The following is a 12,747-nucleotide window of genomic DNA, read 5'->3' as shown; positions in this document are numbered from 1 at the left end:
GCGGCCCGCGGCCGCGTGGGGGCCCGGGGCCGCGCCGCCCGCCTGGGCCCGCCGCATGAAACGCTCCCAAGCCCTCAGCCACGGCGTGACGGCCGCCGCGCACGCGGTGCGCAGCGGCGACAGCCATGGCGGCGGCTCCTCCATCAACCTCTCCGAAAGCGACCGCTGATGTTCAAAAGACCTTCCACACACTACGGCAAGACCCCCGAGCCCGAGACGCCCTACCAACGCGCCGCCCAGGTTTGGGATGACCGGATCGGCGGCGCCCGCGTCCAGGCCAGGAACTGGCGGCTGATGGCCTTCGGCTCGCTGATCCTGTCTGCCGGGTTCGCGGCCGCGCTCGTCTGGCAATCGGCGCGCGGCACGGTCGTGCCCTGGGTGGTGCAGGTCGACCGGCTCGGCCAGGCGCAGGCGATCGCGCCCGCGGTCGCGGACTATCGTCCCACCGATCCCCAGATCGCCTTCCATCTCGCGCGCTTCATCGAGCAGGTCCGCTCGATCCCCGCCGACCCGATCATCGTCCGCCAGAATTGGCTGCGCGCCTACGATTTCACCACCGATCGCGGCGCCGCGGCGCTCAACGACTATGCACGCTCGAACGACCCCTTCACCAAGGTCGGGCGGATCCAGGTCGCGATCGACGTCTCGAGCGTGATCCGGGCGTCGCCGGACTCGTTCCGCGTCGCCTGGACCGAGCGCCGCTACGAGAACGGCCAGCTCGCCGAGACGAGCCGCTGGACCGCCATCCTCACCATCGTCGTGCAGGTCCCGAGCAATGCCGACCGGCTGCGCGCGAACCCGCTCGGCATCTACGTCAACGCCATCAACTGGTCACGGGAGCTTGGACAATGAAGCCGTCTTTCCGTAGAGCCGGAAACCCGGCTTTCCGCACGTCCACAATCGCGGCTTTGCTGCTCTCAGCAACCACGCTCGCCGGCTGCGCCACCACGCAAAAGCCGCCCGAGATTTCGTATGACGACGCCGCGCCCGCAGTGCAGACGGTTGATCCGCCTGCGCCGGTCCAGGTCGTGGAGCTGCCACGCCCGCTGCCGTTGCCCGGCCAGATGAAGCCGGTAGAGGAACGTCGCCGGACGCCCGAGCCGACCGATCCTGCCGCGCGGGTCAACCAGGCCAATGCCGCCGCGCGGGTGCAGCCGGTTCGCGACGGCTTCATCAACGCCATGCAGGTCTATCCGTGGACGCAGGGCGCGCTCTATCAAGTCTATACCGCCGTCGGGCAGATCACCGACATTGCGCTCCAGCCCGGCGAACAGCTCGTCGGCTCGGGGCCGGTGGCCGCCGGCGACACGGTGCGCTGGATCATCGGCGACACCCAGAGCGGCTCCGGCGCGACCACCCAAGTCCATATCCTGGTGAAGCCGACCCGTGCGGACCTGATGACGAACCTGGTCATCAACACCAACCTGCGCACCTACCATATGGAGCTGCGCTCCACCGAGCGGACCTATATGGCGTCGGTCTCCTGGCAGTATCCGCAGGATCAGCTGATCGCGCTTCGCCGCCAGAACGCGCAGGCCGAGGCGGCGCGGCCGGTCGCTACCGGCGTCGACCTCGCCAACATCAACTTCCGCTACGCCATCGAGGGCGACCGCGCGCCTTGGCGGCCGCTGCGCGCCTATGACGATGGGCGGCAGGTGTTCATCGAGTTCCCCCGGGGCATCGCCCAGGGCGAGATGCCGCCGTTGTTCGTGGTCGGCCCTGAGGGCAACACGTCCGAGCTCGTGAACTACCGCGTTCGCGGCAACTACATGATCGTCGATCGCCTGTTCGCGGCCGCCGAGCTGCGGTTGGGCGCCGGCGATCGCCAGAGGCGGGTTCGCGTTACCCGCACCGACGGGAGGCCCACATCGTGAGCGAGCCGCAGTCCCCGAAAGACGAGACGGCGCCGCTGACGGGGGCCGCCCCGGAGGCTGCCTCGACCATGCGGCTGCGCGCCGAAGCACCAAGGGTCACGCGGCTGTCACGCAAGGTGCTCGCCGGGATCGGGCTGGTCGCGAGCGTCGGCCTCGGCGGCGCCCTGATCTACGCGCTTCAAACCCGCGACGGCGGCAAGGCCTCCGAGGAGCTCTATTCCACCGACAACCGCTCGACCGCGGACGGCTTGGCGAGCCTCCCGCGCGACTACAGCCGGGTTCCGCAGCTCGGACCACCGCTCCCAGGCGATCTCGGTCGCCCAATCCTCGACGCGCAGAACCGCGGCCAACCGGTGCCGGTGCCCGGCATCGCCACGCCGAACCCCGGCCTCAGCGCCGAGGAGCAACGACGTCTCCAGGAGATCGAGACCGCGCGCACTGCCAAGCTCTTTGCCGGGACGGAGGGCCGTCCGCTGTCATCGCCGGCAGCCGGCGTTGCCTCTGTCGCGCCCCCACCGGCGCCCGATCTCACAGGCCTCGGGCTGGCGCCGCAACCCGCCACACCCACAGCGCAGGATCGGCAGCTCGCCTTCCTCAATGCCGCCGCCGATCGGCGCACGGTCGCCCCCGACCGCGTCGCCGCGCCGGCGTCGCCGAACATCCTGCAGGCGGGCGCGGTCATCTCCGCCGCGCTCATTACCGGCATCCGTTCCGACCTTCCGGGCCAAATTGCAGCCCAGGTGACCGAAAACATCTATGACAGCCCAACCGGACGTACCCTGCTCGTGCCACAAGGCACGCGCATCATCGGCCAATACGACAACAACGTTCAGTTCGGTCAAAGCCGCGTGCTGCTGGTCTGGAACCGGCTGATCTTCCCGAACGGCCGGTCAATTGTGCTCGAGCGTCAGCCCGGTGCTGATGCGGAAGGCTACGCCGGTCTTCAGGACGGCGTCGATTATCATTGGTGGGATCTCGCCAAGGCGGCTGGCCTCTCCACGTTGCTAAGCGTCGGCGCCGAGCTCGCGACCAACGATGAGAACCGCCTGATCCAGGCGATCCGCAACGGCGGACAGGACACCATCAATGACGCCGGCCAGCAGATCGTCCGCCGTCAGCTCAACGTCGCGCCGACGCTTACGATCCGACCGGGATTCCCCGTACGGGTCATCGTAACGCGCGACCTTGTTCTCGAGCCCTATGGAGGTTGACCATGGCGAAGCTGAAACTTGGCGCCCTCGACGACGACAAGCCGGTTAAGGCGTCGGTCGAACTGCCGGCGACCGTCCATCGGAACCTGATCGCCTACGCCGAGGTGCTCGCGCGCGAGACGGGTCGGCCTGTCGGTGATCCGATCAAGCTGATTTCACCGATGATCGAGCGGTTCATGGCGACCGATCGAGCGTTCGCAAAAGCGCGTCGGACAACAGGTAGCTGAACCGCATTCGACGACATTGTAATTGATTCAAGACTTAGGAATCGACGCGTGACCTTGCGAGCCCTTGGGGCGCTGACAGCGACTTGGCGAGGCTGAGCAATCGTCTCAAGGCCGGATTGTCGTTTCGCGGAGACCATACGGCACAGAACGTGAGGAGATCGTCCGAGAGCGGCCGGTAAACAACACCGGGGAAGCGCGTCGCTATGGTCGCTTCGCTTGTCAAAGTCAGACCTCGCCCAAGGGCCACGAGGTGCATCAGATTATCTCGCCCAACGCGATGGCTCTCAATGCTCGGGTGACGACCGAGGTCAGCGAGGTGCTTGATGAGATAGTCGTGGATTTCGGGCCCGGGGTCGGTATCGCTGATGATGAAGTGTCGCTCGTATAGGGCCGCCCACGAAATAACCGCCATCTTCGACAACTCGTCACCCAGGGGGACTGCCACATAAACGCGTTCCGTCCAAAGCTGTGCCACATCACAGCCCTCCGCGCTCGGTTCGCCAGTGAGAAACGCAACGTCAAGTTCAAGCCGCTGTATCGCGTTGATGTGCGTAGACGGTCCGCCCTCGACAAGGTCGGGTCGGATGGCCGGATGTGCCGCAATGAAGCTGCGCAGCAGATCAGCGAGGAATCCGGAAGCAAGAGAAGAGAATATGCCGATCCGGACAGCTCCAGCCTCTCCACGCCCGTGCGAGCCGGCATCCATCGCTGCATGACCAATATGCCGCAGGGCCTTGCGTGCCCGGACGAGAAACTGGTTGCCTGCATGGGTGAGTTGAACGCCCCCGTGATGGCGGACAAACAGTGCTGCGCCGATCTCATCCTCAAGGTCGCGCACGCGGCGGCTAATAGCGGACTCGTGGACTCCCATTGCTTTAGCGGCGCGCCGGAAGCTCCCCCGCTCGGCGGCTGCAACCATGTAGCGAAGATGCCGAAGCTCCATCCTTTCAACGCCTCCTGTCATCTCTCGAGGCGCAGGCTCAATCCTTGTCGACGGACTCGACGGCGCCGCTGTCGGGTTCCGCGTAATAGGAGCTCAGCGCTGATCGGCATCGTGCTGTCGACAGGTGTTTCAATATTTCGAGGTCGTTGAGGACATCAAAGGGGTTCCGATCAAGTGCGCTACGCAGCGCGTCCTTTAGCCACTTGCTCATACCAGGGTGCGACAGGACCCATTCGATCATCGAGTCGGTGTCTGCTGGGCCGTCGCGGGGCTTTCCGACTTCTGCCATGTGGACCTCCTCTCTCGACTGACCTCAGGGGTTGCAATCGCCGCATTGACCTGGGTCCGCCGTCGTCGCTGCGACGGGGCGCTCGATCCGATGACCACAGCCCTCGCACGAAAGCACGTCCGCCTTGATCGCCAGAGTTGGCCCGCCGCACCACGAACAGGGCAGACCGGAAAGCCGCTCGGTTACCGCGAATCCGGGCGCCGCGCACACGGGACACTTGCTGCGGAACCGGCGGACCAGATCGAGGGTGGCGGCTTTGATGGCGCGCATGCGGGTCGGGTTGCGATGGGCTCGCATGTCGGTCTCGACGAAGGCCGCGCCGCACATCGCGATCGTCTGAGTCACAGCGTTGTCGAGGTCCGCCGCGCTGGCGATGTCCTTGATGAGCGCGCGGCCAGGCGCCGGCTCACCGTCGATGCAGCCGATGACGATCACGCCATGACCGGGGAACTGGGCCCGCTCGCAAAATGCGCGCGCGCTGGGCAAGTCTGAAACAACCGCGTGACTGAAGTTGGTGGTCAGGCTCGCATGACGACCGATGAGCTCAATCCCGCGCGCGCGATCGGCCAGGACGACGATCTCGCGGGCGAGCGGCGCGAACGGGATGTAAGGATGAGGGCCGAAACTGCCTTCGCTGGCCAACGCGAACTGAGCGTCGGGCGCTTCCGCGAACGCCGCCGCGATCTTGGCCCGCGCGGCATCGAGCTGCGAGCCGGTCCGCTCGACGTCCCGGCTGAAGGTCCCAAACCGGTCAGTATCGATGCCGCTGCTTACCCTGACGCGCACGCCGAGCGATCGTTCCAGCAGCGGCGCGATCACCCGCTCCTTGGCGTGCATCGTCGCGAGCATCGCCAGTTCATCGTCGTAGGGGCGCGGAGCGGCCGGCATGACTAGAAATACCCCTCCCGCTTCTTCTGTTCGAGCGAGCCGCCGTCCTCGCCGTCACTGATCCGGCCCTGACGTTCCGATCCCGTGGCAGCCAACGTCTCCTGAACGACTGAGCGGAGGTCGGCCGCGTCGGATTCGACCGCCGCCGTCACCGGCCAGCAGCCGAGCGTCCGAAAACGCACGGTCTTGGTTTGGACGGTTTCGCCGGCCCGCAGTCGCATGCGGGGCTCATCATCGACGACGATCAGCCCGCCGCCCCTCTCGACAACCGGCCGGGGCGCGGCGAAATAGAGCGGCGCCAGCGCGATGTCGTGTGTCAGCGCGTAGGTCCAGACGTCGGTTTCGGTCCAGTTCGAGAGCGGGAACACCCGCGCCGACTGATCCTTGCCGAGCCGGGTGTTGTATAGGTTCCAGAGTTCGGGCCGCTGTTGGCGCGGATCCCAGACATGGCCGGCGCTCCGAACGGAAAACACCCGCTCTTTGGCCCGCGACTTCTCTTCGTCGCGGCGCGCCCCGCCGAAGACGAAGTCATAGCCGCCCTGGTCCAGCGCGGCCTTGAGCGGCTCGGTGCGCATCTCCAACGTATAGCGATCGCCATGATCGAACGGGTTGAGACCGGCGGCGCGCGCCGCCTCATTGGCGTGGACGATCAACTCGAAGCGATGCTCTCGCGCGAAGCCGTCGCGGAAGTCGAGCAGCGACTGGAACTCCCAGGTCGAGTCGATGTGGAGCAGCGGGAACGGAGGCCTTCCCGGGAAGAAGGCGCGCAAGGCGAGGTAAGCGAGCACGGTCGAGTCCTTGCCGGCCGAGAACAGCATCACCGGCTTGCGCGCTTCGGCGACGGCTTCGCGCAGGATGTGGATCGCCTCCGATTCCAGTCGCGCGAGGTGGGACAGCCGTGCGGTCATGCGGCGGCTTCCCATTGAAGCCCACCGACGTAGCGGCGGATCACCCGGCCTTCATCGGCCAGCCGGAAGAGGTGAACCCAGCCGTTGTCGACGAGATGACGAACGCCCGCGTGCTTCTCGATGACGCCATTCAGCGCGTCTTCGGGGGCTGCGATGAAGACGTTGAGCCGCAGCGGTTCATGCACGAAGCGCTCGCCGTCGTGGACCGACTGCCAGGGCAATCCCACCTTGAGGTCACCGGAGTTGCCCTCCAGCACCCCCAGCTGCCCGACGACGTTGTGCAGCACCTTGTTGCCGCTGCCGAAGGCGCGGTTGTTCACGGTCGAGCCGTAATATTGCAGGTTGATCCAGCTCGCGACGACCATCGGCGCGGTCATGATCAGTTCGAGCACGCCGAACCCGTCGTCCTTGCGCCAGTCATAGTCGTGCAGGAAGGCGCGGCCGCCGAGATCGAGCCCGCGCGTCCGTGACCGCGGCGCGGCGATGAAGGCGGCGTTGCCCGCGAGCCCCCATTCGGGACGGACCTGCGCCCAGTCGCGGCTACGCGCCTTCACCGCACGATCAACGTCCCTGGTCTTGTCGATTCCGAGCCCCAGCGCGCGTTCGGCGCGCGCCAGCGACGAAGCCTTCGCCAGCGCCCTGCGCAGAGCGGCGAGATCGGCGGCGTGGGACGCGGGGAGATCGTCCGCGTCGAAGATGTGGACCTCGTCGGTGGTCGTATCGTGCAGGCAGCCCAGGAACCAGGTGTCCTCGGGGATATCGATTCCCTTGCCGGCGAGACCTCTGCGCACGCCCGGATCGTTGAGGATGGCGGCGGCGACCCGTGCGTTCGCCTCGCCGGTGTGGCCGCCGCACGCGCCGCAATCGAGCCCCGAGGCATGGGGATTGTTGACGGTCGTGCTGCCGTGCCCGGTGAGCAGGACCAGGCGCGCGAAGTCTTGCGTCATCGACATCGCGCGCAGGACGGCCTCGGCCATGGCGACACGCTGCGCGTCGTCGAAGCCGGTGAGCCGGCCAGCCACCGCGCGGGGATCTAGACGCGGGCCCACCCGATCGATGACGCTCTCGTCGAGGCCATCGGTATTGGGGTCGCTGACCGTCCGGGTCAGGCGCGCGCTGTCGCCGACGAGCTTGCCGGCGAACAGCAACCCCGCCGTCTCGACATAGGTGAAGGAAGACACCGCCGAGAGCTTGAACGCCTTCCACGCCTTCGCCGCGCGGCGGCGCAGCAGGCGCCGGTTGAGGATCTCCGCCTCCTCGGGCTCGGAAGCACCGGCGACCGCCTCGCAGACGACGAAGGCGGGTTTGAGCAGCACCGGGCATTGCGCGCCGCCGGTGTCGCGGCCGATCGGCACATATTCGATTGGGAAGCCGAAGAAGCCGGCGAAGCCGATCGTCTCGGCGTCGGGGCAGACCGTCTCGAGCGCGCGCCGATAGACCTCGGAGCGCACGTCGATGCAGAACGCCGCCTGGAACGCCTTGCGCACAGCCTTTGAGGGCACGGGGGATGCGAGGTGCTGCCCGAGCCGCGCCAGTAACTGGCGCTGATACCCGGCCTCATAGGCTTCGTGCAGCATCAGATCGACGACCAGCTCCGGATCGTCGCCAAGGCGCTCGTCCTCCGGCAGCGCGGTGGCCTCTGCCATCGCCTTCGACCATGCCGCCCTAAAATCCGGGTCGGCGCGTTCGAGGAACAGCGCATAGCCCCACACCACCCGGATCGCCAACAGCTGCACCAGCGTGTCGTCATCGCGCCCGTAGAGCGAGTTGTCCCAGACGCGGTATCGCGCATAGGCGGCCCAGCCGCCGACATCGATCAGCGCGCGGTGCAGGTAATCCTCGACCGCGCGCTCGGGGATGCCGAGCGCGCCCACGACTGCGGCGATCGCTTCGCGCGGGTCGTCCGGCATGGCGGCGACGGCCTTGCGGAAGCCCTTGATTCCCATCGTCTCGGGGTTGCGGTCGAACTGCATAGCCGCGCGCCAGGCGGCGTAAGGCGGCAGCGCCCGCGACGGCAGCTTCCACGCGGCTTGACCCTCGTCGAAATAGGCCGCGCACCACTTCGAGATCTCGTCGATCATGAAGGCAGTGCGCGAGGCTTGGCGGTCGCCCGCCGACAGGCTGTCGAGAACCTCGGCGACGGTCGCAACCACTGCTTTTGGCCTCTTCGTCACCGGGTCTGTTGCGGCCGACCGGCGCAGCGCCGCGTCGTCGCTCGCCAGCGCTGCGTGACCGGACGTCGCGGCGACCGCCGCCTTCAGGTCGCGATCCTCGATCCGTCCCGCCGCCAGCGCTTCTCGGTAGAATGCACGCGGCATCAGCATGTCGACGCCGGCGACGCGGCGCAGCGTCGCGCACGTCGAGGAAAAGCTCTGGTCGCTGAAGCCGAGAAACGGATTGACCGCGACGAAGTGCTTGAGCGGCCAAAGCGGCGCGATCTTATTGCACGCCCGGTCGATGGCGGCGTCGATCGCCGGGCGTGGCGGGTTGGCCACTGGCTCCGCATCTTGCGCCCGCCTCGGCGGGTCGATCGCGGCGGCGACGGCATGGCTCATGAGGGAACTCCGCTGACAGGGGTCGAAGGAACGATCGCGGGCGGCGGCGGCGGGCTTGGCCAGAACCGCAGCACCAGCCGGTTGGCGAGCGTGTTGACGTAGAGGCCGTTGGCAAGGTGGACGTAGGCCGCCTGCCAGCGCGGGGCGTCCGCCTTGCCCGGCAAGACGCTCTGGAAGACGGTCACCGCCGCGAACGCCAGGACGACCAGGGCGACGATGACGAGGTCGAGTGGTCCGCGCAGCGCCTGCACCGGGGGCAAGGACCCGGCAAGCACATGCTCCACCGCCCATTGGAGTCCGAAATAGGCGAGCGACACCACCAGTGCGAGCGCGGCCGTCCGGCCGACGACATAGAGGCTTGGCCGCTCGTCGAAGGCCTGGGTTATGAGGTGCGCGAGACCCAGCATCACCACCGCGCCGAGGGCGAACACACCGGGTTGCGCGGTGATCGTCGCGCCGAACAGCGTCCCCACGACCAAAGCCGCGGCCAGGACCAGGCCGACGATCATCGCCATCCGGGCCGGGTGCGGCTGACCGCCGGGGCTCGGCGACCACGACGCCCGCGCCAGGTCGATGACGCTGCCAGACGAGAGGAAGGCGTGGGCCTTGTAGAGCGAGTGAGCGACGATGTGCAGCAACGCTGCGGCGAACGCGCCGAGCCCGCATTGCAGCATCATGAAGCCCATCTGGGCGATGGTCGAATAGGCCAGCGAAACCTTGACGCTGGTCTGGGTCAGCATGACGACCGATCCGAACAGCGCGGTAACGCCGCCAACGATGACCAGGATCTCCATCGATGGCGACGAGAGCGAAATGACGTCGGCGAAACGCAGCACGAGGAAGCCGCCGGCGTTGATCACGCCGGCGTGGAGGAGCGCCGACACGGGTGTCGGTGTCTCCATCACCTCGGTGAGCCAGCCATGCAGCGGGAACTGCGCCGACTTGAGCAGCGCGGCGATCACCAGCAGTACCGCGACCGCATGGATGGCAGCGGGAATGTCTCCGCCGACGCGCATCGCCTCCGCCCCCGCGAACAGGACCGCATAGTCGAGACTGCCGAAAGCCTGATGGAGCAGCACCATCGCCGCGATCAGGCAGAGATCGCCGAGCCGGCTGGCGAGGAATTTCTTGCGCGCGGCGAGCACGGCCGCCTGCCGCTCGGGATAGAACAGCAGCAGCTTGTTGAGCCCGAGGCTGGTCGCGATCCACGCCAGCGCGAACTGGAACAGATTGCCCGAGACGATCAGCAGCAGCACCGCCGCGAGGGTCAGACACAGCCACTTGGTGAAGCGGGCCTGCCCGCGGTCGCCGTCGAGATAGTTGCGGCTATACAGGACGACGATCAGGCCGACGAAGGCGACCAGCACGAACATGATCGCGGCCAGAGTATCGACGTAGAATCCCAGGCCGACACCTGCGAACCCCACCGTGCCTGTCACCAGGGGGCCGTTGACCGCGACGCAGAGGCCCGCGGCTGCGGCCATCGCCAGGGCGAAGCCGGCGATCCAAGCGGCGCCCCCTCCGACCTGTCGCTGACCCGACTTGGCGCTTCCGGTCGCCAATCCGGCGACTGCGAGCGCGAATGGTCCGAGAGCGAGGCACCAGGTCAGGTTCGGCGTCATGGTCGTCTCCAGCGAGAAGCGACCTATCAATTAACGCCACATGCGGGTTCTTAATAATACAAAGATTGCGGCACTTCGTTCGTTTCTGTAAAATCATGCAATGGCAACCCTCAACTATCACCACTTGCGCTATTTCTGGGCCATCGCGCATGAGGGCAGCCTTACCCGCGCCGCCGATCGGCTAAATCTCTCGCAATCGGCCCTCTCGGTGCAGCTCGGCAAGCTCGAGCTGCAGCTGGGCCATCCGCTGTTCGACCGATCCGGCAAGCGTCTCATCCTCACCGAGGCCGGTCGGATCGCCCTCGACTATGCCGACACCGTCTTTCAGGCCGGAGACGAGCTGGTGAGCACGATGAAAGGGCGGCCGGTGGATCGGCGGCAGGCGTTCCGGGTGGGCGCGTTGACGACGCTATCCCGAAACTTCCAGCTGGAGTTCCTGAGCCCACTCGTGGGCCGGGCCGACGTCGAGTTGATTATCCGCTCAGGCACCATGCGCGATCTCCTCGCCCAGCTTGAGGCGCATATGATCGATGTCGTGCTCGCCAACAGCGCTCCGCAGCACGACGCGCGCTCCGACCTTCGCAGCCATTTGCTCGCTCAGCAGCCGGTCGCACTGGTAAGGCGCCCGCGCGCCGAACCGACCGCGTTCCGCTTCCCGGACGACCTGCGGTCGCAGCCCATCTTGTTACCGAGTCTCGACAGTGAAATTCGCGTTGGGTTCGATCGGATCCTCGAACTCGCCGGCGTGCGCCCGATCATTTTTGCCGAAGTGGATGACATGGCCATGTTGCGGCTCCTCGCCCGTGACAGCGACGGTCTGGCTCTCGTACCGCCGATCGTCGTGCGCGACGAACTCGCCGCCGGCCTGCTCGTGGAGGTCTGTCCGGTCCCGAACCTCAGCGAAACATTCTACGCGATCACCCAGAAGCGCCGCTTTCCGAATCCCTTGCTCGGGGAGCTGCTCACGCGGGCGGTAAAGGATAAATGACTTTGTTGCTCACATGCGCATCATGAGGCCTGTCACATCGTCTCAAGGGCTGACGGTCGACCGAACACAAAGCGAACTTCAGCATTCACCGCATCGCGTATAGTCGCTGGATGCGTTCCAAGGATCCAGCATTTGCAGCCTTTTCCGACCTGATCATCAGATCAGTGGCACCCTTGACGCCGTCCGAGCTGACGCTGAACGATATCGCGGACGCCTGCGAACTCCGTGTGCTTGCCAAAGGCGACCATCTGCTCCGGGTCGGGGACATCGCTGAGCACATCTACTTCATGTCAGCCGGGCTTGTTCGCTACTATTTTCTCGACGGCGATAGCGGTGAAGAGCGCACCGGACAGTTTTTCGACAAGGACCAGGTCTTCACCGATGCATCGAGCTTCCTGTCCCAAGCGCCCGCATCTCAGTCGATGCAGGCGCTGGAACCGTCCGAGGTGATCTGTCTGTCTCGCCGGGCACTTTACGCCGCCTACGCCGCCGACCATGCGATGGAGCGATTCGGTCGGCTGATGGTGGAGGCGGCACTGGTTGGCTCACAGCGACGCTCTACCAGTCTCCTCACCCTTGCGCCTGACGAGCGCTACCGCACGTTTGTCAACGCCAGGCCGGAGGTGGCACGGCGTGTGCCACAATATCTCATTGCGAGCTATCTCGGAATCACGCCGGAAAGCCTGTCGCGCATCCGCGGGCGGCTCGTCAAAAAGCTACCCGTTAAGCGGTGATCGGAGCGTCAAGATGCGTTCTGCCAGCTTTCCAGCGTCGCCGTGAGCGCGTCGTCCCAGTCCGTGGCGCGGACGCCGAACGTTTCGGTGTAAGCCTTGTCGGAGATGATGAACGGCGCCTCATAGGAGTAGGCCATTTCAATAACCTCGCTCGCCGCAGGCGCGAAGAGGCCGATCGTTCGGAGAACGAACCTGGGAACCCGACAGATCTTGGGCGCTGGTGCGTTAGCGATCTCCGCCGCCCGCGTCAGGATCTCCCGTGGCGTTAGCGCCGGTGGAGACGGCACGTGCCATGCCCTGCCCCAGGCGCGCTCCTCCCGCCCGAGCCGGATCAGCGCTTGGGCGAAGTCCGGTACATATGTCACGCTGTGCAACATGTCGGCGTTGCCGAACCATCCAATCGCTTTGCCCTTTAACAGGTTCGGCCACACGCGCTCACCAAACGCCGATTGGCGCACGCCGGGGCCGAGGAAGTCGGCTGCACGCCCAGTCACTGTACGCACATCGC

The 12,747-nt window shown here is 66.3% G+C and carries 13 protein-coding genes; 6 read left to right on the top strand and 7 right to left on the bottom strand.

Features of this window, described 5'->3' with window-relative positions; genetic code table 11:
• Positions 1–168: 168 nt before the first annotated feature.
• From trbF to DM995_RS19390, 4 genes are all read left to right on the top strand, one after another.
• Positions 169–852 (top strand): conjugal transfer protein TrbF, encoded by a 684-nt coding sequence (gene trbF, locus DM995_RS19405; protein WP_116970736.1) that lies wholly within the window; start codon positions 169–171, stop codon positions 850–852.
• Complete coding sequence (gene trbG / locus DM995_RS19400; RefSeq protein ID WP_116970735.1) at positions 849–1,874, top strand: P-type conjugative transfer protein TrbG; 1,026 nt, start codon at positions 849–851, stop codon at positions 1,872–1,874. The genes trbF and trbG overlap by 4 nt, the downstream gene beginning before the upstream one ends.
• Positions 1,875–1,942: 68 nt before the next feature.
• Positions 1,943–3,085, top strand: a complete 1,143-nt coding sequence (locus DM995_RS19395; RefSeq protein ID WP_116970739.1) for a TraB/TrbI/VirB10 family type IV secretion system protein — start codon at positions 1,943–1,945, stop codon at positions 3,083–3,085.
• A gap of 2 nt (positions 3,086–3,087) precedes the next feature.
• Positions 3,088–3,312: a DUF2274 domain-containing protein gene (locus tag DM995_RS19390; protein WP_116970734.1), complete on the top strand. Its 225-nt coding sequence runs from the start codon at positions 3,088–3,090 to the stop codon at positions 3,310–3,312.
• Between the two features lie 34 nt (positions 3,313–3,346).
• Here DM995_RS19390 and DM995_RS19385 read toward each other — a convergent pair whose 3' ends face one another.
• Genes DM995_RS19385 through DM995_RS22570 form a run of 6 tightly spaced genes read right to left on the bottom strand, consistent with a single transcriptional unit; the run spans position 3,347 to position 10,517 of the window.
• Positions 3,347–4,255 (bottom strand): LysR family transcriptional regulator, encoded by a 909-nt coding sequence (locus tag DM995_RS19385; protein ID WP_116970738.1) that lies wholly within the window; start codon positions 4,253–4,255, stop codon positions 3,347–3,349.
• Between the two features lie 37 nt (positions 4,256–4,292).
• Positions 4,293–4,544 (bottom strand): hypothetical protein, encoded by a 252-nt coding sequence (locus DM995_RS19380; RefSeq protein ID WP_116970733.1) that lies wholly within the window; start codon positions 4,542–4,544, stop codon positions 4,293–4,295.
• A 24-nt stretch (positions 4,545–4,568) separates the two neighbouring features.
• Complete coding sequence (locus tag DM995_RS19375; RefSeq protein ID WP_116970732.1) at positions 4,569–5,432, bottom strand: DUF6671 family protein; 864 nt, start codon at positions 5,430–5,432, stop codon at positions 4,569–4,571.
• A 2-nt stretch (positions 5,433–5,434) separates the two neighbouring features.
• Positions 5,435–6,340: a sulfate adenylyltransferase subunit CysD gene (cysD, locus tag DM995_RS19370; RefSeq protein WP_116970737.1), complete on the bottom strand. Its 906-nt coding sequence runs from the start codon at positions 6,338–6,340 to the stop codon at positions 5,435–5,437.
• Positions 6,337–8,895 carry a YbcC family protein gene (locus DM995_RS19365; RefSeq protein ID WP_116970731.1) on the bottom strand — a complete coding sequence of 853 codons (2,559 nt, stop codon included), beginning with the start codon at positions 8,893–8,895 and terminating at the stop codon, positions 6,337–6,339. The genes cysD and DM995_RS19365 overlap by 4 nt, the downstream gene beginning before the upstream one ends.
• Entirely contained in the window at positions 8,892–10,517 is a 1,626-nt protein-coding gene (locus tag DM995_RS22570; RefSeq protein ID WP_116970730.1) for an NADH-quinone oxidoreductase subunit L, read from the bottom strand. The genes DM995_RS19365 and DM995_RS22570 overlap by 4 nt, the downstream gene beginning before the upstream one ends.
• Positions 10,518–10,617: 100 nt before the next feature.
• On the opposite strand from DM995_RS22570, the gene DM995_RS19355 reads away from it, so the two are divergent.
• Together DM995_RS19355 and DM995_RS19350 are read left to right on the top strand one after the other, a co-directional pair.
• Positions 10,618–11,505, top strand: a complete 888-nt coding sequence (locus tag DM995_RS19355) for a LysR family transcriptional regulator (protein WP_116970729.1) — start codon at positions 10,618–10,620, stop codon at positions 11,503–11,505.
• A gap of 110 nt (positions 11,506–11,615) precedes the next feature.
• Entirely contained in the window at positions 11,616–12,239 is a 624-nt protein-coding gene (locus DM995_RS19350) for a Crp/Fnr family transcriptional regulator (RefSeq protein WP_116970728.1), read from the top strand.
• An 8-nt stretch (positions 12,240–12,247) separates the two neighbouring features.
• Here DM995_RS19350 and DM995_RS19345 read toward each other — a convergent pair.
• Positions 12,248–12,747 (bottom strand): Rossmann-fold NAD(P)-binding domain-containing protein (locus DM995_RS19345; protein ID WP_198669508.1); only part of this gene is annotated, 500 nt, incomplete at its 5' end.

It is taken from the genome of Blastomonas sp. UPD001 (assembly GCF_003426715.1).
In the GTDB taxonomy this organism is placed as follows: Bacteria; Pseudomonadota; Alphaproteobacteria; order Sphingomonadales; family Sphingomonadaceae; genus Blastomonas.
The sequence above is the reverse complement of the archived record's forward strand: the minus strand, read 5'-3'. Positions and strand labels throughout refer to the sequence as shown.